We start from the raw sequence: 18,824 nt of genomic DNA on the forward strand, positions 1-18,824 counted from the left end.
ATTTATGGCTTCAAAATAGTTTTATCTGCTTCCTTGCTGCTATTTCTGCTTTAGCCTGTTGCTGCTCTTTCCAGCTGCGCTTGCCGGCCAGGCCCACGGTATTTTTAAAGGGGATGGTTTTATAAGCTTCCCATTTGCCGGCAGTGGTACCGAAGGTTTCGCGCTGCAGTATCTTGAGTTCGTGTATCCAGAAAGGCTCCAGCAGTTTTTTGTGGTGAAAGTGGGGCCACAGCTTTTTGAAATCAGCCTCGGGCACATTGCGTACTACTGTGATGTGCGGCAACACCGCCTTTTTTATGTTGAGGGTTTTGCGCAGCAGGCCGAACCAGCTTTCCATTGCAGGCGTGCTGCGGATGTAGGCATAAATGGTATTCTTGCTGTGCAAGTGCTCGAAATATTTAAAACCATCCATATGCAGCAGCACAGGCGGCATGGCTTGCAGGCTGCTTTGTATGCGCTCGAATGCGGTATCCATCATATAGGGTTTCTGCCGCTCCAACTGGTTAAGGGTGATGTGGGCCGGGGAGTTCATGCTGCCGAATTCGCCAATGTGCTTTACCGACGCTTTTTTATACCGTGCTATCTCCTGCCTGATGTTTTCGGGCGGCGAAAGGAGGAAGAGATAATCGGAGTACCCGGTCATGCGTGTTGATTTTATCACAAATTTGCTAATTATTTTAGTATTTCAAACTAAAATTTACATATTTGTATATGGATGCACAGCGGCACATCGTACATATCGACTTGGATTCGTTCTTCGTATCAGTTGAGCGTAAGTTCAACCCGGCGCTCATCGGCAAGCCGGTTATTATCGGCGGTTCGGCAGATAGGGGCGTGGTGGCATCATGTAGTTACGAAGCGCGGGCATTCGGCGTACATTCTGCCATGCCCACGCGGCAGGCGCTTAAGCTTTGCCCGCAAGCTATCGTTATCCACGGCACTTACGGGCGATATTCGGAAGCTTCCAGGCAGGTTACCGATATTATCCACGAATCTGTACCCCTGTACCAAAAAACCTCGGTAGACGAGTTTTATATCGACCTGAGCGGGATGGAACGTTTCCATGATCCCTACCAAATGGCAACCGAATTGCGGCAGCGCGTAATCCGCGAAACGGGCTTGCCTATATCTTTCGGCATGGCATCGGGCCGTACGGTGGCCAAAATGGCCACCAACCAGGCTAAACCCAACGGGCAGCTATGGGTTAAAGCAGGTGAGGAGCTGGCCTTTTTGGCACCCCTCAACATCCGCAAGATACCCGGCCTGGGCGAACATACCTGCCAAAAGCTTTACCAGTATGGTATCGAAAAAATAGGCGATCTGCAAAAGGTGAACATTAAATTCCTGGAGGCGGTGTTCGGTAAATCGGGTACCGCTATTTATAATAAGGCCCATGGGATAGATGAAAGCGAGATAGTTGCAAGCACGGGCCGCAAATCCATCTCTACCGAAACCACTTACCATAATGATGTAAAGGATATCCGCACGCTGGAGAACACGCTGGTAAGCATGACAGAGGAACTTGCGGGCAAGCTGCGCCGCGAAAACAAGGTGAGCAGCTGCCTTGCCATCAAGCTGCGCTACGCAAACTTCGAAACCCACACCCTGCAGCAAAAGATACCATTAACGGCGGCCGAGCATATCCTCATCCCGGGGATAAAAAACCTTCTCAAAAAAGCCTGGAACCAGCACCGTCCGATCAGGCTAATCGGCGTACGCCTGAGCGACCTCTGCACCGGCAGCTACCAGATAAACCTGTTCGAAGATAACGAAGAGCGCATACGCCTGTACCAGGCCGTTGATAACATCAACTTCAGGTTCGGCGATAAAACGGTTTGCCGCGCGGCGGGGATGGAAATAGGGACGAGGACCTTTAATCCATTTATGAAAGGCTGAACCGGGATTAAGCGGATTGTTACGATTTATACGATTTCTCTACTACGTCATTATAAGGAACGAAGCAATCTCTTCACAGGACAAGCCGTCATGCTAAGCGGAAATGCCAAGCCGGGAGATGTGTGGTACCTCGCAATTACGCGATAGTTTAAGCACATCAATTGAGCTCCTTCTTCATCAACAGATCCGTCTGTTCATCGCTACCCAGCATAAACTTATGTTTACCGAATATGCTAAAGCCTTTGCTTTCGTAAAAGCGGATGGCACCGGCATTATGTTCCCATACGCCCAGCCAGATGTAGCTGAAGTTAGCGTCTATTGCCGTTTGGATGGCAAAATCTATCAGTTGCTTGCCTATTTGTTGCCCCTGGTATGCTGTTAAAACGTAAATACGCTCTACCTCCAAAGCATCAGCATCCTTGAATTCTGTTTGGGCGAGGTTGTAGTTTAGTTTGATATAGCCGGCCGGCTGGCCGCCAACCATGGCATAATAAAAGTAGGAATCGGGGTTGTTCAACTGCGCCTCGAAGCTGGGCAAAGTAAAGGCATTTGCAGCAAAGGCATCCATATTTGCCGGGCTATTCAGGTGCGCAAAGGCATCAAAAAATGTGCGGCGGCTTAGCCCCAGTAAGCGGGCTGCATCGTTTGGTTGTACTCTTTTTATATCGATAGGAGGCATTGGCATAAACTATCTTCAATATCCGCCGTGAAGATAATATCGAACGCGGAATATCCAATATCAAAAATGATTCATCTGCACATCTGAAATTTGCACATCTGCATATCCGAGTTTAATCGAACTGGTTCTGCAAACGCACCAGCCTATCAATCATTAGGTTCAATTTTTCCTGTTCGCTGGCAAATATACGGCCCTTTAGGTAAAACGTACAAAACAATAACCAGGCGGCGGTTAGGCCATAGGCGCAAAACTTGAACACCCGCGATGCGCTTTGCAGCACTTCGTAAAAGTATAGGCTAAGACCGATGCTCAGTAACAATACATATAAATAATACATCCAGCCGTAGATAGTGGCACGGCTTTTTTGGTATTCTTTAAGGCTTTCGAGATAGGCGGTGGGGTTTATCGTAAAATCCTGTTTATTGATGAGGCGGTAATCGCGTATCATCATCAGCACATAAATAACCATGGTGGAAAGTATAACGATAATACCCGCATACGTAACCCACGATTGGAATACGAAGAACAGCATCACCATAGCAATGCCGACTAAGGCCAGCAGCATGCCCGTTATGCTCCAGAATAAATTGGTAGTGAGGCTCTTCATGCCCTTTTTTACCTGCTTCAACACCTCGTCTACCGCAGCCGGCTCCAGTTTTGGCTGTCCCTGCCAAACCATCAATAAATGATCAAAGTCTTTCATAATGGTTATATAATTCTGTTAATTTTTGTTTAATACGATATATCTTCACTCTCAAATTTCCTTCCGATATGCCCGAAACATCTGCAATTTCGGGGTATGGCACTTCATCAAGCACCAGTGTTATAATTATTCTTTCCGATTCTTCCAGCTTAGATATACACTTGTACAGCAAAGCAACCTGTTCGTTCTTTTCAGAGAACTCCTCGCGTTTGTTTTCGGCAATTTGTGGGGTCAGTTCGTCCTTGGCCTGTCGTTTTTCCGATCGCAGGTAGGTTAAGCAAGTGTTCACCGCAATGCGGTAGATCCAGGTTGATATCAGGGCCTGGTTACGAAACTTGTGCAGGTTTTGCCAAACCTTTAAAAAGGTTTCCTGCAGCAGGTCGTTGGCGGCATCGTCGTCGCCGGTGTAACCGTAGCACAAATGGAAAATCTTCTTCGAATTGGCTTCATATACTTTCCTGAAAGCTTCTTCTTTGTTATCGGCCACTTGTTAATAGTTTTAGTAGATTTTACGTGTTTGACTAGGGTATGTGGTAAATGTTACAACAGGTAACTTTTTTTATTCAGCCATGGCAGTTTGTTGTCGGCATCCTCCAAAAGGGCGTTGTAATCCTGGCTGTAATCGAACTGCAAATCTTCATGCAGCTTGCCTATCGCTGTTTTAAGTTTGTCTAACTGGCGGGTGAGTATCAACCGGATGGGTTTATGCGATGTTAGGCGGATAACATATTGCAGGTAGTTTTGACAAAAATTTAGCAACAGTTCAATCTCGGCCGGCTTGGAACCGATGAATTTGGTGTATTTGCTCAGCATCTTTAATATCTTGCGCAGTGCCTTGGCCGCAAAATATGCCTGGGAGGGTAATTGGCTAAACATAAAGCCGGCCTCGGCTTTTATGCTCTCTATAAAATCCTGCTCGTTATGCGCATCGAAGAGGAGGTAAGCCAACAGTTCTTTATTCTCTTTTTTATATCGGATGAGGCGCAGGGCCAATTCGGCAAGCTGCTCCTGCGGCAGGTGCTGTAATTCTTTCTTTATCTGTTGTAATCCGTAGGTGGGGATGCTCATATTAAACTTTCTGCAACATAGTAAATTTCGTAGTTTAGCGGCACTGATCTTAATTAAATGCAAAAAAACAAACTTACCCTGTATATTTTTATAGCACTCGTATTGGGTGTTATAGCCGGCTATATTTACAATGCTACGGTAATAAACGCCATTAATACCAAAATGAGCGCCGCCGAGGCACAGATAAAATCTATCGACCTGCGGATAGCCGCTACCAAAGATACCACCACTGCCGATTTTAAGGCACTAAAAACACAACGCACAGAGCAGGCAAAGGTTCGCAAAGAAAGCGATACTGCACGCGAGGATAAGCTGGTTGGCTTTACCGTATTGAGCGATATATTTCTGCGATTGATTAAAATGATTGTGGCCCCATTAGTATTTACAACGCTGGTAGTTGGCGTGGCAAAGGTAGGAGATATCAAATCCGTTGGCCGTATCGGCGGCAAAACCCTCCTGTGGTTTTTGAGCGCTACGCTGGTGTCGCTGGCTTTAGGTATGATACTGGTGAACTTTTTTAAACCCGGCGAAGCCATGCATTTGCCCTTGCCCGATGCTAACTTGAGTACGGGGATCCAAAAAACGGCTTTGTCTTTGCGTGATTTTATAGGCCACGTATTCCCCAAGAGTTTTATAGAGGCGATGGCCAATAACGAGATATTGCAAATCGTGGTGTTCTCGCTGTTCTTCGGCGTAGCAACGGCCGCTATCGGCGAACCGGGGCTTATCGTAATAAAAGCTTTGGATGCTATCGCCCATGTTATATTAAAGATAACCGGTTATGTGATGCAGCTGGCACCACTGGCGGTGTTTGGGGCCATTACTGCCATCATTGCCAAACAGGGTTTAGGCATTTTGTCTACCTATGCCATATTCATCGGCGAGTTTTACTTTTCGTTGTTGATACTGTGGATGGTAATTGTTTTGGCCGGCTTTGCGGTGTTGCAGAAACGTGCCTTCAATTTGGTGGGCAGGATAAAGGATGCGATGCTCATCGCGTTCAGTACTTCTACCAGTGAGGCTGCATACCCTAAAGTGCTATTAGAATTGGAGCGTTTCGGTTGCAATAACAAAATTGTAAGCTTTGTGCTGCCGCTAGGATATTCTTTTAACCTGGATGGCTCAATGATGTACATGACCTTTGCCTCGCTCTTCCTGGCGCAATCCTACGGCATACACCTGGCTTTTAGTCAACAATTATCTATGCTGCTGGTGCTGATGCTAACCAGTAAAGGTATAGCCGGCGTGCCGCGTGCATCGCTGGTGGTTATAGCAGGTACAATCTCTTTATTTAATATCCCGGAAGCAGGTTTAGCGCTGTTGATTGGGATAGACCCGCTGTTGGACATGGGCCGCTCGGCAACCAATGTTTTAGGTAACGCTATGGCAACAGCAGTAGTAAGCAAATGGGAGGGAGAGCTAAAAGATTAGATTTGCGTGTGGTTTATTGAAAATAAAATAGGCAACTTTGCGCCCTCATTCACTAATGCATAAATGAACTCTCTTAAGTCCAAAAAAATATTCATTATCCTCAGCGTTACCGTACCTTTTATGCTGTATTGCTTTTACTATTATGGCATGATGATCAAAAACGCCCCGTATAAATATGCCGAGTTCCAGTCGATGCAGATACAATACGGGTTTCGCGACAGCTTGCTGAACAAGTACGACTCTAAAACTGGCGATTATCAATATATCAACCGCAGGGACTCCGTAGTGAAAATGAACATGCACCTAAGCAACGACGATTTGCTGTACCTGCACCGCAAAGCTGCCGACCTCGGTTTCTGGGATTTCCCCGAAAACGAAACCAGTAAAGACAGCACTGTGCATGCGCCGCGTTATATTATCACTTTTAATTATAAGCGTAAAACTAAAAGGATTGTTTTCGATGCCAATTTCGATGGGCCCGAAAAACTGGTAGATGCTAACCAACGCCTGATAAAAGAAATAAAAGGGCGCCTTAATGATGCAGAACAGAAGCAGAAAAAATAATGAGTTAACGCGAATTGAGTTAACACGAATTTCACGAATTAAGGAGGATTTTCACAAATCTGCGTGGCGATCATTTTTTGTAATACATCTGTAATACATCAATAAAACCTGTTCAGTTTCTTTTCTAAGAATTAGTGAAATCTGGTTCAATTCGAATAAATTCGTGTTCACTTATTAAAATTCGTGCAATTCGGCTCAATTAGTATAATTCGTGTTAACTCAATTCTTGCCAGCTATTGCGTTTTATAAATATAAACCCTATATTTGCACCTCAAAATTTAAAATAATAATTAATCAACAATGTACGCAATAGTAAGTATAGCCGGGCAACAGTTTAAAGTTGCGAAAGACCAGCAGATCTTTGTACACCGTTTACAAGGAGATGAAGGCGCTAGTATTGAATTTGACAATGTGTTGTTAGCAGAAAACGAAGGCAGCTTTAAATTAGGTTCAGACCTAGCAGGCGCTAAAGTATCGGCTAAGATCGTGTCTCATTTAAAAGGTGATAAAGTAATCGTCTTCAAAAAGAAAAGAAGGAAAGGTTACCAGAAAAGGAATGGCCACCGCCAGCAGTTTACCAAGATCGAGATCACCGGTATCACATTATAATTAAATTTTAACCGAGCCGGTAATCGACTCACAAAAGAAATTAAGAAATGGCACACAAAAAAGGGGCCGGTAGTTCAAGAAACGGCCGCGAATCACATAGCAAGCGTTTAGGTATCAAAATTTTTGGTGGCCAGCCTGCAATTGCTGGTAACATCATCGTTCGTCAGCGTGGTACCAAGCACAACCCGGGTTTAAACGTAGGTATCGGTAAAGACCATACCTTATTCGCTTTAACCGCAGGGCACGTAGTATTCAAAAAGAAAGCAGATAACCGCTCATACGTATCTGTTATCCCTTTCGAAGCTATACCTGTAGCTGAAGATTTAGCACCTGTTGCTGCTGCACCTGTTGCAGAGGTAGAGGTTGCTGAAGAAGCACCAAAAGCTAAAAAAGCACCAAAAGCTAAAAAAGAAGAAGCTGCAGACGCTGAAGAAGCATCAGCTGAGTAATCAGTTTTAGCAGAGCATAGTATCAGGAAGCCCTGTATCGAAAGATACGGGGCTTTTTGCATGATAGATATCCCATCTCAAACCTCACGTCTCATATCTATCATCTAAAAATACGATTGCGTATAAAAGACACAATAATTTCTTTTATTCGATTTAATTGATTTAGATTTACTTACCAACTAAACAAAACCAATTAAGATGAATTCAAACAGGCGCAATTTCTTAAAAAGCACAGGTACGCTGGTGCTTGGCGGCATAGCCTTATCGGGCAAGGCAACATCTCTTTTAAACTTTAAAAGCAAGCATGCTGTGGGCATACAGCTGTTCACGTTCTTCAACGTGATGGATGCCGACGTTAAAGGCACGCTGTCTAAAATATCGGCAGTAGGGTACAAGGAGATAGAATCGGCTTTTAGCAAAAAAGGCGGGTACTATGGCTTAAAGCCAAAAGAATTCAAAGCAATGGTAAACGGCGAAGGCCTTTCATGGAAAAGCCACCACGTGCTGGGCGCTCCGTTTAAATTGCCTCCGGGTGCAAAAATGCCTACTATGCCCGATGGTAAACCCATGACTTTGCCACCAATGCTGAACCTGCGCGATAATATGCAGCAACTGGTAGACGAGGCCGCTGAAGGCGGCGTGAAGTACCTGGTATGCGCAAGTACACCAATTACTTCGCTTGAAGAAATTAAACTTTCTATCGATACCTTGAACAAGAGCGCCGAGCTGGCCAGCAAAGCCGGTTTGCAATTTTGCTACCATAATCACGACGCGGAGTTCCATGAAGTAGAGGGCAAGGTGCCTTATGAGCTATTTTTGGCAGAAACCGACCCTAAGTTCCTGAAGTTCGAACTCGATCTGGCCTGGGCTATTAAAGGCGGTAAAAATCCGGTTGATATGTTTGCACAGCATCCGGGCCGTTTCCCGCTGTGGCATGTGAAAGATTTAGACGCAGCGCGTGTAGAAATTTTGCCCGTGGGTAGTGGCACGATCGACTTCAAGCCCATCTTCGCGGCAGCAAAATCAGCAGGTATGCAGCATTTCTTCGTAGAGCACGATATGCCTAAAGACCCTTTTGCCAGCATGGCCGGCAGCTTTAGCTACCTGACTAAGAACCTGATTGCTTAACAGTATTACTTAACGGGGGATCCCTTACGAAGTCATCCTTAAAAGATGCTTGGATGCGCAAATATTAAGCCCTTCTCCCAAAAAAGAGAAGGGCTTAATGCTTTATCGTAAGTAGTCCTGCACGAATTTGTCGTTGCTGATGGTACTTATGATAAGGCTCAATATTTTCCTCGCAGGCGCGTCGTTCGCAACCGAGGTTGAATTATCCTCCAGCTTATCCAGGTAACTTATCGCCTGTGCCTCGTCGTCAAATAACAATATAATATCGCCGTTGATTTCTATCTCTGTACCGTTCGGCGGGTGAGGAATCCCGTAGGTCTCGAATGTTTCCTGCGTTATTTTTTCTTCCCCAGCCGGGATGTCGATTCTTATCATGGTTTTATATTTTGGGTTTGGGCACTTCTTTTATATAGCCCGTAAAACGTATCATTTGCCGGTTTACGCTTTGCACGGTTAAGCCGGCACCGCCGTTTGCAGATACATCCAGTATCATTTGTTGGGTGTTTTTGTTGTCCTTCGGCTTGATGTACACAACGTAGCCGCCTTTCTTCTTTTCTTCCAGTTTATAGTCGAACCTGGTAGAGGTGAACTGTATGCCCGCATCGGCGCTGTTGTTATAAGCCGCGTTGAAATATACTACGCCGAAGTAAGGCAGGTAGGCCACCAGGGTGTCCTGCGCTATCTTCAAATCGTAATCGCTGGTGAGGTATTGCTGTGCACCGCTCATGGGGTACATAAATTCGGCCTTAAAAATGTAATTTTTCGATTCGATGAGTTGCTTTACTGCCGCCAGCTTTTCGGCTTTTTTATCTTGCGCCAGGCCTGTTTGCGTAATCGAGGCAACTATTGCCAGGCCGAAACATATTTTGATTAAAGTTTTCATTGCTAATCAATTATGGTATAAATGTAACGCTTGTTTGTTGTATAACCGTATAGTTGTCTATAAGTTTAAATATTATAGGCAACCCGGTTATTTTAGACTGCGCCGACACCGCTTGGTTTAAGCCCGCCGGGCCGTACACCTTTAGTTTGATTGTTCTTTTCATCGTTTTCCTTTTTTATATACGTAGGATGCACAGGGGGAGTAGATTCCATAACCAAACCGAAAAACAATTTTACGGGCAACAAAAAAGCCGCCCTTTTGGGACGGCTAGTGCTTTTCAAAAGCTCCCCCTTCAGGGGGGTGGGGGGCTTAAATGAGGCTTACGCTCCTGTTCACAAACTCGGTCAGTTCCGCACCGGTTAATAAACCTTGCGAAAGCAAAGCCAAATCGAACGCCTGTTTAGCTAATTGGGCCTGTACGTCGGTGTTCTCGTCGGCAAGTATCTTAGATATCAGCTTATGATTGCCGTTTACGATAACGTTGTAATTATCGGGCATGCTGCCGTAGAAACTCATGCCACCGCCCATGGCTGCCATATCTTTCATACGGCGCATAAACTCGTCCATAGTAACGGTAACGGGTAATTCATCCGGGCTAAGGCTTTCCAGTTTCACCTTATAAGCGGGCTTGTTGATAGCCTTATCAAATATCTCTTTTACTTTGGTCGATTGCTCTTCTGTCAGTACCGATTCAGGGTTCTCATCCTTCTTAATCAGCTTATCGGCAACATCGGCATCAACACGTTTTAATTGTGTTTTCTCCAGTTTCTGCTCCAGCTGACTGATGAAGTGCGTATCGATAGGCGAGTTCATCACCATTACATCGTAACCCTTTTTAGTGGCCGACTGGATGAACGCATCCTGTTTCTCCGGGTCGTTGGTGTAGATGTAAACTACCTGGCCGTCTTTATCGGTTTGGGTAGCTTCAACCTTATCCCTGTACTCGGCAAGGGTGAAGTTCTCTTTCTTGGTGTTGCTCACCAAAACATAGTCCTTCGCCTTATCGTAGAATTTATCTTCGCTAATCATGCCGTATTTCACGAACAAGCCAATATCGCCCCATTTTTCTTCGAAGCCTTTACGGTCGCTTTTAAAGAGGTCGGCTAATTTGTCAGCTACTTTCTTGGTGATGTAAGTATTGATCTTCTTAACGGCACTATCGGCTTGCAGGAAGCTGCGCGAAACGTTCAACGGGATATCCGGTGAATCGATAACACCATGCAGCAACATCAAAAACTCAGGGACGATATCTTTCACCTCATCGGTAATAAATACCTGGCGACTGAACAATTTGATTTTGTTCTTCGTAATCTCAAAATCGTTCTTCAGTTTAGGGAAGTACAATACGCCGGTAAGGTTAAACGGATAATCCACATTCAGATGTATCCAGAACAATGGGTCTTCGCTGTAGGGGTAAAGCTCTTTGTAAAACTTCAGGTAATCTTCGTCCTTCAGTTCAGTAGGAGATTTCGTCCAGATAGGGGTGGTATCGTTGATGATGTTATCTGTCTCAACCGATTTGTATTTCGGTTTGCGCTCTTCGTCCTCGCCATCTTCTTCCTCTTGTGTGGTCGTACCGAACTTGATAGGCACCGGCAGGAATTTAGCGTATTTATCCAATATACCCTGCAATTTGTGCTTATCCAAAAACTCTTCGCTTTCGGCATTGATGTGCAGGGTAATTTCGGTACCGCGCTCGGCCAGGCTACCTTCGCTTATCTCGAATTCGGTGCTGCCGTCGCAGGTCCAACGGGCAGGCTCAGCGCCTTCCTGGTAGCTTAGGGTTTCAATGTCCACACGGTCGGCAACCATAAATGCCGAGTAAAAACCAAGCCCGAAACGGCCGATGATCTCATTGGCATCTTTTGCCTCCTTGAATTTCTCAACGAACTCAGTCGCGCCCGAGAAAGCGATCTGGTTGATGTATTTTTTTATTTCTTCGGCTGTCATCCCCAAACCGTTATCAGATATGGTGATGGTCTTTTTGTCTGCATCAAAAGCTACTTCCACACGCAGGTTGCCCAGTTCGCCGTTGTACTGCCCTAATGACGCTAAACGTTTTATTTTTTGCGTAGCATCCACGGCGTTAGAAACCAGCTCGCGCAGGAATATCTCGTTATCAGAGTATAAAAACTTCTTGATGATAGGGAAAATGTTTTCGGTGTGTATCGAAATAGATCCTTTTTCTTGCATTGTTTTATGATTTTAGAATTACAGTATAGTTTACGGTAGGGGATTAACAACAGCCGTTCCAAAACCAGTAGGAGTGACGAATTGGCAGAGGGATGCGGATGTGCAGATTTCAAATTACAGATGTGCAGATGTTTTGAAAAGCAGGGTTTGTGCTACTATCCTCCGCTAGCCCCGCTTTCCCTCCAAGCTGCCGGTAGAAGCAGCTTTCCGTACAATCGGGTTTAGGTTACTTCCGTCCGTCCGTTTTCGGGAGCGGAATTGCGCGGACGGGGTGGACGAATCCCTAACCAACCCGTCATTGCGAGGTACGAAGCAATCTCTATGCAGGCAGAGCAGGCTTCATTTTTCTTGTCCGAGAAAGTATTTATTTGCTATTTTTAAACGCCTTATCATAAACGCAAATGAAGAATATTTTTTACTTGCTGTTACTTGCAATATTAGCAACGGCTTGTTCTCACCCAAAACCAAAAGCTACCGAAAAACCTAAGCTTAAAGATAGTATCTCGGTTGCCGACACATCTTTTCTGGCGGATAAGAACTTTGCGTATAAAAACGCATCGGACCTGAGCCGGGTGTGGATTGAACGCCAATATAACTACCATGACCTGTATGCAGACTCTACACGTAAAGTTAAATTTGTTGAATTGTTGCCCGCGTTAAAGGCGAAAATCATTGCACCATTCTTGTCTAAAGACCAGGGCACTACCAATTTGGATTTTATTAAAAATGAGGTAATGGCGCACTTCATTGCCAAACAGGATAAAATAGGCGATGTGCAACCCATATTGGTGATGATTAGTGGAGGCGAGTATGAATCATTAACGATGATTTTGCTGGATAAGAACAACAAGTTTGTAGATGGGGTAAACCTGTTTGGAGGTTTAGATAGCGGCCCATACCAGCATGGGGATACATTGATGATATTCCCGGTTAAAAGAACATCGGTTTTGGATAAGGGTAAAGTTATCATCTATGAATCCACGAGGAAACAGTTTGCCGACTCTCTTAAATTACCAACTATTATAGATTCTAACGTGTTTGTCTCGTCTATAAACAAAGAAGGTAAGGTTGTAAAAAAACTGATAAAGAAAGCTAGTTACAACGTGCCTTATGTACCCCATAATTAATGAAAGCGGCTTCGTTATAGGGCGAGCATGCAGATTAAAGATGTACAGATGATTTTATTTGCTATTTTTAAGGGCCTTATCAAACAGCCAGAAAAATATAACCCATGTTTTATTTCAAGAAAGTTTACATTACAAATCTCTCGAAAACGGAAGTAGAAAGCTTGCTTAGAAAGGCATCGTTGAAGAGAGTAAATTCATTAGACCTAATATCCGCAAATAGCGATGTGGGAAGCGATAAGCTATTTTTAGGTAATATTGGAAAATCTGCCCTTTTATTTACCCGGCTCCATAGTTCTTTAGAAAACTTTTTACCTAAAGTGATTATCAAATTACCGCTGGATACCGACGAATGTTACTATCAGCTACGATTAAAAGGGCTGTCAGCGATTTTAGCCTTTGTGCTTGCATTGGGTTTGGCTTTCTCGCTGTTTCAAGCTTCTGTTGGTGAAACAGATATCGATGGACTGATGACAAAGTTATTGATTTGCATCATATACTCCGGACTACTGCTTTTAGAGATAAAAATTACTTCTACCCGAATCAATAAAGCGCTAAGTCAACCGCTTGCTCCAACTCCTACGCAGCATGGCTAGCGCGGGCGTTTCGTGTGTGATGAGTTGTATCGTCATATTTTGGTAGGTAGCTCACACGCGACATGGGTGCTCCAGCCTATGAATCAAAGAAAGTGACATCCAAGGGCTTGGGATCACTTATTTAGCGCTCCCTAACAAGGCACTGAACGTTCCCAAACATAACATTCGTCACTCTTTCTTTTTAAGGAAGGTGGTCTTTCTGCCCTTACTATCTACAATGGTTAGCTTATCGCTCGTTAGCTCAAATATCTTGTCGGTCACTATCTCGTAGTAATCGCCGTTCTGGTCCTTTTTGGCATGCCCTTTATCAATCAGATATTGTGCTGCAAAGCTATATGGCTTACTATAGTATAACAAATGGATGATGGCGTTTTTTTCGTTATCGAAATACCATTTGCCGTTATCAGCGTTTTTTGGCGTAAACTGCTTGGTATATGTGCCATCATTTCTATAAGTGGTTAACGGGCCGGTAGCTAATTCAAATCCGTAAGGATGCTTAATCGTGTCTATTTTCTTTCCGGTATTATCCGACATATCCGAAAATTCCCAAGCTCCAACGAGCTCCTGTTTTATATTTTGAATTTGAGCAAATCCATTAGACGACACCAATAGAACGATAAAGAATAACAAGACTTTTTTCATAACAGTAGTTTAGCGAAAATACGGTTAAATATTAGAATGTTTACAAATCTTGCGATAGCGTATTAATGCCTACTACCGCAAACACAAAGCCCCCCGGCTCATCACCGGAGGGCTCACTGAATAATTAAATTATTTTACTTCCGTTCCAGCAAATATCTCCAGGTTACCGCACACAGTATGCTACCGATGATAGGTGCTGCTACAAACACCCATACCTGGCTGAGGGCCTGGCCGCCAACCAGCAATGCAGGGCCGATGCTGCGGGCAGGGTTTACCGATACGCCGGTTACCGGTATGCCTACGATATGGATAAGCACCAGGCTTAAACCAATGGATAGGCCCGCGAAGCCGCCATGTATATTTTTTGTAGATGTAGAACCAAAAATAACGAACAGGAATATAAAGGTGAACACCAACTCTGCCACAAAGCCCGCCTGCAGGCTATAACCCGCTGGCGAGCCCGCGCCAAAACCGTTTTGCCCAAGTCCACCCGAGGCGATGCTGTAACCAGCTTTACCGGAGGCGATAAACAACAGGATAGCCGCGCCTGCAATGGCACCCAGTATTTGGGCAATAATGTAAATTATGGCCTCGGTCAGCGTCATACGACCGGCAACCACCATGCCTATAGAGATGGCGGGGTTGATGTGGCAACCCGATATGTGCCCTATTGCATAGGCCATTGCAACAACCGATAGGCCAAAGGCAAAGGATATGCCCAGCAGGCCTACGCCCGTGCTGCCATTTGCGCCGGCAATTACGGCGCTACCGCAGCCCATTAATACCAACACCAGCGTACCGAAAAACTCGGCAAAGAATTTTGAGGGATTTGTTTTCATTGTGTTTAATTGAATAAGTTAATAGGGTCTATATTAATACAGGTAAATATATTATTATAGTTACATATAACATACCGCCAAACGTAAACGCTTTATTAAATTTTTACGCGGATATATGGAGGGTCGTATTTTTACGACGAAAGAAACGGCGAACCAGAGGCTGGAAATTTATAGCTAAAATAGCTGCATTTGTTGTAAAGCAGGGTTTGTGCTACTATCTCCCGGTAGCCCCGCATTCCCTCCAAGCTGCCGATAGAAGCAGCTTTCCGTACAATCGGGTTTAGGTTACTTCCGTCCGTCCGTTTTCGGGAGCGGAATTGCGTGGACAACCTCACCTCCGCGTCATTGCGAGGCACGAAGCAATCTCTACGCAGGCAGAGCCATTTGCAAATCTGCAAGCAGAGCCGCTGTGCAAATCCGCCCTGCTAGCAGGGAGATTGCTTCGTACCTCGCAATGACGTTGGGGAGAGTAGAGCCGCTCTGCAAATTCGCCCTACTAACCGGGAGATTGCTTCGTGCCTCGCAATGACGTTGGGGAGAGTAGAGCCGCTCTGCAGGTTCGCCCTGCTAACCGGGAGATTGCTTCGTACCTCAATGACGCGCGGAAATGTGTCATCACCCTCATCACCCAAACACCACATCCCCAATATCCACCCCATCCTTCTTATCCTTTTCGGTAGCCAGCTTCTCCAGGTAATCTGATACCACGAATTTGGTACCCGGCATGGCCCTGCGCAGCTCTTTCGCTTTCTCGTGCCATTTTTTGCTTGCGTTTACATCGGGGAAAAGCATCACCTCCCTGTTTTGCAGTATTTTGCATTTATTAAGGTTTAGCCCTTCCAGACTGCCGCAGCTTATCCATATAAAAGCAGGCATCAGCGCGCCGGCTATCACAGCTGTTTTTTCGCTCTCTACAATGGCCACGGGCTTATAGGGCGAGGTAATAAGCAGGTGCTCGCCAAAAAAGCACTGGTTTAGCGTGTAGGCAATATCGGCAGGGGCTGTTTTAAGCGCAAGCGCGTGCGCCCAGGTAATGTGGTTAAAAGGCTGCTTTACGCGCTTGCCGGTTTGTTTATCGTACAGCATTATTTTGCCTGTGCGCACGCGGTTGTGGGTATCTATCTGCCAAAATATGGTTGCGCCAAACCAATGCCCGCTGGTGCCAATGCGGTAAGCACCTACCAGTTTTTCGGCCTCATTAAACCCAAAACGGGCAATAAGGTACTGCACAAAGTTGTTTTGCCCATAATCGGTATAAGTGCTTTCTACAAATTCGGGGTTTATAAAGTATTCCACCTCGGGCTTCGGCTTACGTTTTGGCGCTCTCCCAAACGGGAATTTACTAACGGCGGCAACGATGCCTAATGCAAAGAACTGTTTTGGGGTGTAGTGGTAGCCGCATTTATCCTTGCGGTTGCATATGCCTACGTGCGTGGCAATATGCTGGCCTGTATCGGTATCTATATACCGGGTGAAGCTTTTCCTGTGCCGGCAATTTGGGCAGCTGTACCGGGTGGGCATGCCCTTATAGGGTTGTAGTTGGTATTTGTACATGGGTTGGCTAGGTGGTGTCCGTCCGTCCGCAAACTTCCGTGCCCGCAAACGGACGGACAGGTTCTTAATTTTCGTTATCGGCAGCACTTCTTAGCATCCTATCCACCTTTTGGTGCGATATGCCCAGCTCGTTGCCTATTTCCCGAAGGCTCCGGCCCATTGCTTTCAACCCTATGGCCCTTTCCAACTGGTCGGTTGCTTGCTTGCCTCTTTTGCCGGTTATCAGTTGTTTCCATTCCTCGCCGAAGCCCAAAAAATCGTAGCATAAAAAGTTGCCGGGTTTGCTTATCTGGCACAGGCAAACGTTGCTGTCGCCGTAAACCTGTTCGGTGTTGCGCTGTTTTATTTGTTTGAGGTACCGTATGGCGCTATCTACGTTGCTTTCGCCAATGGTAAAGGCACTATCGCAAAAGTTCATCAGCATTTTGCTACCCTGTAAATCGTTCCGGGTTATGGCTTGGGTAAGGTCTCTTTTGGGTGTATGTGCCAGTACCAAAATACTTAGGTCGTGCTTGTTTTTCAGGCTTTTAAGTTGTTTCATCAGGGGCGATGCTCCTTTAGCGTTCTCGGTTTCGTTACGCAGGTAGGTAAGGTTATCAATAATGAGGATTTTGGCACCCGTATCTATCACGGTTTGTTCCAGGTCGTGAATCAGGAATTCGTCAAAATCATCAAAGCCATTGGGCAGTTCGGTATCGGGGTTTATCTTGGCACGTAAAAACCACTTGTTAAATTCGTAATGGTTGTCAAAATCAATGGAGTAGCGTGCTTCAAATTGCTTATCAGTCAATTCAAAATCACAATAGATAACCTGTTGCGGTGTGGCTTCTACATCAAAGGGATAATTTGCTTTGCCATAGGTAATGGCATCAGCAATTTGCACGGCTAAAATGCTTTTACCTAAGTTGCTATCAGCAAATAAAATGCACACTTCGCCCTCGTGCCAAAATTTACCGAACAGCATTTTTGGTGTTGGGGCGTTCTTCGCATCTTCCATCCAGTGATTTGCGCCTTTAATGGTTAGCACACTTTCGGTTGGTGTTGGTGGTTGTTGCAGTTGCCTTAAGCTGGCTTGTTGCAATTCTTCGGCATTGATACGCATGCCGGGGTTTTGGTTGTTGTTTGTATTCATGTATTTGATATTTATAAAATGCATATTTTATAAAATACCTCTCCAATAACCTATAATATATAGGCTGTCATGTAAACGCGGGTTGCGTTTAAAGCTATAGTACGATGTGTTTGTGGTGTCCGTCCGTTTTTGTTAGCGTAATTATCTGCGACAGAAGGCGGACAGAAAGAAAGGTGATTAGCCTTGGGAGAGATATGTTCAATACAAATATACAGAATAATCTTTAATAACAAAGAAATATTTAAAAAATCTTTAATTTCATGTCAGTGCCGTCCACAAAATTCCGGTAGGGAAAACGGACGGACAGGGGGGAGGATGTGCAGATTACAGATGTGCAGATGAATTCACCACCGCGTCATTGCGAGGAACGAAGCAATCTCTACGCAGGCAGAGCCATTCTGCAAATCCGCAGGCAGAGCCGCTGTGCAAATCCGCCCTGCTAACCGGGAGATTGCTTCGTGCCTCGCAATGACGTTGGGGAGAGTAGAGCCGCTCTGCAGGTTCGCCCTGCTAACCGGGAGATTATTGATGTTTTGTTTTTTTTCTCAAGGAATCAATGAGCTCCCTTCGGTCGGTTGTCTTCGCGCTTCGCAATGACGAGATGGAGAGAGGGATTTGAAAAGCAAGGACAGTGGTACTTTGGTTTCGGCAGTCCCGCCCTGCCTGCCGGCAGGCAGGTTTCCCTCCAAGCTGCCGGTAGAAGCAGCTTTCCGTACAATCGGGTTTATTATACCCCGGTCATTGCAAGTAGTCCACAAAATTCCGGGGAAGAAAACGGACGGACAGACAACTCCTTAAAGAGAGAGTTGCAATTTTTGCACAAGTGCTTCGATGTTTTCTTCGGTGCCGATATCCGTTATCACACCATCCCCATTAATTTTCGACCTGATAAATTGTATCAGCAAAGTAGCTTCGGGTATAACTTTGGCAGATAATGCCCCCAATATCAGCTGCATGGCCGCGTGTGCCGATTCGCCGCCAAGGGAAGCGGTAATAAGCGCCACAGGTTTATCTACAAAACTGCTACTGCTCACCATCCAATCCAGCGCGTTTTTTAGTTGACCGGGTACACCAAATGCATATTCGGGCGTGCAGATGATGATGGCATCGGCTTTTTCGAGGTGCTTCCTTAATTCGGCTACTGCTTCGGGTGGGTGTTCGTTATCCAATCCCGGGTCGAAAGGAGGAATGGCGGCAAGGTTGTCGTAAATAAAGTAGTTTACATCGGCTGGCAATAGGCCGGCAATGTGATTGAGTATAGCATGGTTAGACGAGCCTGACCGCAGGCTGCCGGATATGGCGAAGATGGATTTCTTGTACATTGATTTATAAAA

General features: G+C 45.4%; 22 protein-coding genes. 8 read left to right on the forward strand and 14 right to left on the reverse strand.

Annotated features, from left to right (window positions below):
- Positions 1-10: 10 nt before the first annotated feature.
- Positions 11-643 carry a 2'-5' RNA ligase family protein gene (locus tag AC1DYT_RS15745; protein WP_477470534.1) on the reverse strand — a complete coding sequence of 211 codons (633 nt, stop codon included), beginning with the start codon at positions 641-643 and terminating at the stop codon, positions 11-13.
- Positions 644-711: 68 nt separating this feature from the next.
- On the opposite strand from AC1DYT_RS15745, the gene dinB reads away from it, so the two are divergent.
- The gene (gene dinB / locus AC1DYT_RS15750) at positions 712-1,896 is read left to right on the forward strand and encodes a DNA polymerase IV (protein ID WP_477470535.1); all 1,185 of its coding nucleotides are present in this window, start codon (positions 712-714) and stop codon (positions 1,894-1,896) included.
- Positions 1,897-2,053: 157 nt separating this feature from the next.
- Here dinB and AC1DYT_RS15755 read toward each other — a convergent pair whose 3' ends face one another.
- From AC1DYT_RS15755 to AC1DYT_RS15770, 4 genes are all read right to left on the reverse strand, one after another.
- Positions 2,054-2,575, reverse strand: coding sequence for a GNAT family N-acetyltransferase (locus AC1DYT_RS15755; protein WP_477470536.1), 522 nt, complete (start codon positions 2,573-2,575; stop codon positions 2,054-2,056).
- A gap of 112 nt (positions 2,576-2,687) precedes the next feature.
- A complete protein-coding gene (locus AC1DYT_RS15760) occupies positions 2,688-3,278 on the reverse strand; it encodes a hypothetical protein (RefSeq protein WP_477470537.1) in 591 nt (196 codons plus the stop codon).
- Positions 3,265-3,765: an RNA polymerase sigma factor gene (locus AC1DYT_RS15765; RefSeq protein ID WP_133227234.1), complete on the reverse strand. Its 501-nt coding sequence runs from the start codon at positions 3,763-3,765 to the stop codon at positions 3,265-3,267. Before AC1DYT_RS15765 ends, AC1DYT_RS15760 begins: the two co-directional genes overlap by 14 nt.
- Before the next feature lie 53 nt (positions 3,766-3,818).
- The gene (locus AC1DYT_RS15770; protein WP_477470538.1) at positions 3,819-4,346 is read right to left on the reverse strand and encodes a hypothetical protein; all 528 of its coding nucleotides are present in this window, start codon (positions 4,344-4,346) and stop codon (positions 3,819-3,821) included.
- A gap of 57 nt (positions 4,347-4,403) precedes the next feature.
- Here AC1DYT_RS15770 and AC1DYT_RS15775 point away from each other — a divergent pair, with 57 nt between their 5' ends.
- The 5 genes from AC1DYT_RS15775 (at position 4,404) to AC1DYT_RS15795 (ending at position 8,527) form a co-directional block, all read left to right on the forward strand.
- Positions 4,404-5,777: a dicarboxylate/amino acid:cation symporter gene (locus AC1DYT_RS15775; protein WP_477470539.1), complete on the forward strand. Its 1,374-nt coding sequence runs from the start codon at positions 4,404-4,406 to the stop codon at positions 5,775-5,777.
- 63 nt (positions 5,778-5,840) lie between these two features.
- Positions 5,841-6,341 (forward strand): hypothetical protein, encoded by a 501-nt coding sequence (locus AC1DYT_RS15780; RefSeq protein ID WP_477470540.1) that lies wholly within the window; start codon positions 5,841-5,843, stop codon positions 6,339-6,341.
- A 300-nt stretch (positions 6,342-6,641) separates the two neighbouring features.
- Entirely contained in the window at positions 6,642-6,950 is a 309-nt protein-coding gene (gene rplU / locus AC1DYT_RS15785) for a 50S ribosomal protein L21 (RefSeq protein WP_477459035.1), read from the forward strand.
- A gap of 47 nt (positions 6,951-6,997) precedes the next feature.
- On the forward strand, positions 6,998-7,399 hold the full coding sequence (gene rpmA / locus AC1DYT_RS15790; RefSeq protein WP_477470541.1) for a 50S ribosomal protein L27: 402 nt from the start codon (positions 6,998-7,000) through the stop codon (positions 7,397-7,399).
- A gap of 198 nt (positions 7,400-7,597) precedes the next feature.
- Positions 7,598-8,527 carry a sugar phosphate isomerase/epimerase family protein gene (locus AC1DYT_RS15795; protein ID WP_477470542.1) on the forward strand — a complete coding sequence of 310 codons (930 nt, stop codon included), beginning with the start codon at positions 7,598-7,600 and terminating at the stop codon, positions 8,525-8,527.
- Positions 8,528-8,629: 102 nt separating this feature from the next.
- On the opposite strand, the gene AC1DYT_RS15800 is transcribed toward AC1DYT_RS15795, so the two are convergent.
- The 4 genes from AC1DYT_RS15800 to htpG form a co-directional block, all read right to left on the reverse strand.
- Positions 8,630-8,902: a hypothetical protein gene (locus AC1DYT_RS15800; protein ID WP_477470543.1), complete on the reverse strand. Its 273-nt coding sequence runs from the start codon at positions 8,900-8,902 to the stop codon at positions 8,630-8,632.
- Between the two features lie 4 nt (positions 8,903-8,906).
- The gene (locus AC1DYT_RS15805) at positions 8,907-9,410 is read right to left on the reverse strand and encodes a DUF4251 domain-containing protein (RefSeq protein WP_477470544.1); all 504 of its coding nucleotides are present in this window, start codon (positions 9,408-9,410) and stop codon (positions 8,907-8,909) included.
- A 10-nt stretch (positions 9,411-9,420) separates the two neighbouring features.
- Positions 9,421-9,573, reverse strand: a complete 153-nt coding sequence (locus tag AC1DYT_RS15810; RefSeq protein WP_477470545.1) for a hypothetical protein — start codon at positions 9,571-9,573, stop codon at positions 9,421-9,423.
- Between the two features lie 146 nt (positions 9,574-9,719).
- Positions 9,720-11,603, reverse strand: a complete 1,884-nt coding sequence (htpG, locus tag AC1DYT_RS15815) for a molecular chaperone HtpG (protein WP_477470546.1) — start codon at positions 11,601-11,603, stop codon at positions 9,720-9,722.
- Positions 11,604-12,004: 401 nt separating this feature from the next.
- On the opposite strand from htpG, the gene AC1DYT_RS15820 reads away from it, so the two are divergent.
- Both AC1DYT_RS15820 and AC1DYT_RS15825 read left to right on the forward strand, forming a co-directional pair.
- Positions 12,005-12,730, forward strand: a complete 726-nt coding sequence (locus AC1DYT_RS15820; protein WP_477470547.1) for a hypothetical protein — start codon at positions 12,005-12,007, stop codon at positions 12,728-12,730.
- Positions 12,731-12,834: 104 nt separating this feature from the next.
- Complete coding sequence (locus tag AC1DYT_RS15825; RefSeq protein WP_477470548.1) at positions 12,835-13,323, forward strand: hypothetical protein; 489 nt, start codon at positions 12,835-12,837, stop codon at positions 13,321-13,323.
- A 168-nt stretch (positions 13,324-13,491) separates the two neighbouring features.
- Here the strand turns inward: AC1DYT_RS15825 and AC1DYT_RS15830 are convergent, their stop codons facing one another.
- From AC1DYT_RS15830 to AC1DYT_RS15850, 5 genes are all read right to left on the reverse strand, one after another.
- Positions 13,492-13,857, reverse strand: a complete 366-nt coding sequence (locus tag AC1DYT_RS15830) for a hypothetical protein (protein ID WP_477470549.1) — start codon at positions 13,855-13,857, stop codon at positions 13,492-13,494.
- A 242-nt stretch (positions 13,858-14,099) separates the two neighbouring features.
- Positions 14,100-14,804, reverse strand: coding sequence for an aquaporin Z (aqpZ, locus tag AC1DYT_RS15835; protein ID WP_477470550.1), 705 nt, complete (start codon positions 14,802-14,804; stop codon positions 14,100-14,102).
- A 624-nt stretch (positions 14,805-15,428) separates the two neighbouring features.
- Positions 15,429-16,358, reverse strand: a complete 930-nt coding sequence (locus AC1DYT_RS15840) for a DUF6371 domain-containing protein (protein WP_477470551.1) — start codon at positions 16,356-16,358, stop codon at positions 15,429-15,431.
- 64 nt (positions 16,359-16,422) lie between these two features.
- Entirely contained in the window at positions 16,423-17,490 is a 1,068-nt protein-coding gene (locus tag AC1DYT_RS15845) for an AAA family ATPase (RefSeq protein WP_477470552.1), read from the reverse strand.
- A gap of 794 nt (positions 17,491-18,284) precedes the next feature.
- Entirely contained in the window at positions 18,285-18,812 is a 528-nt protein-coding gene (locus tag AC1DYT_RS15850) for an NADPH-dependent FMN reductase (protein ID WP_477470553.1), read from the reverse strand.
- Positions 18,813-18,824: the final 12 nt, after the last annotated feature.

The organism is Mucilaginibacter sp. P1_D10 (genome assembly GCF_056406215.1).

Excerpts from the sequence above, each read along its gene's own strand:
- AC1DYT_RS15745 (WP_477470534.1), bottom strand. The coding sequence starts at position 643 with ATGACCGGGTACTCCGATTATCTCTTCCTCCTTTCGCCGCCCGAAAAC.
- dinB (WP_477470535.1), top strand. The coding sequence starts at position 712 with ATGGATGCACAGCGGCACATCGTACATATCGACTTGGATTCGTTCTTC.
- AC1DYT_RS15755 (WP_477470536.1), bottom strand. The coding sequence starts at position 2,575 with ATGCCTCCTATCGATATAAAAAGAGTACAACCAAACGATGCAGCCCGC.
- AC1DYT_RS15760 (WP_477470537.1), bottom strand. The coding sequence starts at position 3,278 with ATGAAAGACTTTGATCATTTATTGATGGTTTGGCAGGGACAGCCAAAA.
- AC1DYT_RS15770 (WP_477470538.1), bottom strand. The coding sequence starts at position 4,346 with ATGAGCATCCCCACCTACGGATTACAACAGATAAAGAAAGAATTACAG.
- AC1DYT_RS15775 (WP_477470539.1), top strand. The coding sequence starts at position 4,404 with ATGCAAAAAAACAAACTTACCCTGTATATTTTTATAGCACTCGTATTG.
- AC1DYT_RS15780 (WP_477470540.1), top strand. The coding sequence starts at position 5,841 with ATGAACTCTCTTAAGTCCAAAAAAATATTCATTATCCTCAGCGTTACC.
- rplU (WP_477459035.1), top strand. The coding sequence starts at position 6,642 with ATGTACGCAATAGTAAGTATAGCCGGGCAACAGTTTAAAGTTGCGAAA.
- rpmA (WP_477470541.1), top strand. The coding sequence starts at position 6,998 with ATGGCACACAAAAAAGGGGCCGGTAGTTCAAGAAACGGCCGCGAATCA.
- AC1DYT_RS15795 (WP_477470542.1), top strand. The coding sequence starts at position 7,598 with ATGAATTCAAACAGGCGCAATTTCTTAAAAAGCACAGGTACGCTGGTG.
- AC1DYT_RS15800 (WP_477470543.1), bottom strand. The coding sequence starts at position 8,902 with ATGATAAGAATCGACATCCCGGCTGGGGAAGAAAAAATAACGCAGGAA.
- AC1DYT_RS15805 (WP_477470544.1), bottom strand. The coding sequence starts at position 9,410 with ATGAAAACTTTAATCAAAATATGTTTCGGCCTGGCAATAGTTGCCTCG.
- AC1DYT_RS15810 (WP_477470545.1), bottom strand. The coding sequence starts at position 9,573 with ATGAAAAGAACAATCAAACTAAAGGTGTACGGCCCGGCGGGCTTAAAC.
- htpG (WP_477470546.1), bottom strand. The coding sequence starts at position 11,603 with ATGCAAGAAAAAGGATCTATTTCGATACACACCGAAAACATTTTCCCT.
- AC1DYT_RS15820 (WP_477470547.1), top strand. The coding sequence starts at position 12,005 with ATGAAGAATATTTTTTACTTGCTGTTACTTGCAATATTAGCAACGGCT.
- AC1DYT_RS15825 (WP_477470548.1), top strand. The coding sequence starts at position 12,835 with ATGTTTTATTTCAAGAAAGTTTACATTACAAATCTCTCGAAAACGGAA.
- AC1DYT_RS15830 (WP_477470549.1), bottom strand. The coding sequence starts at position 13,857 with ATGTCGGATAATACCGGAAAGAAAATAGACACGATTAAGCATCCTTAC.
- aqpZ (WP_477470550.1), bottom strand. The coding sequence starts at position 14,804 with ATGAAAACAAATCCCTCAAAATTCTTTGCCGAGTTTTTCGGTACGCTG.
- AC1DYT_RS15840 (WP_477470551.1), bottom strand. The coding sequence starts at position 16,358 with ATGTACAAATACCAACTACAACCCTATAAGGGCATGCCCACCCGGTAC.
- AC1DYT_RS15845 (WP_477470552.1), bottom strand. The coding sequence starts at position 17,490 with ATGAATACAAACAACAACCAAAACCCCGGCATGCGTATCAATGCCGAA.
- AC1DYT_RS15850 (WP_477470553.1), bottom strand. The coding sequence starts at position 18,812 with ATGTACAAGAAATCCATCTTCGCCATATCCGGCAGCCTGCGGTCAGGC.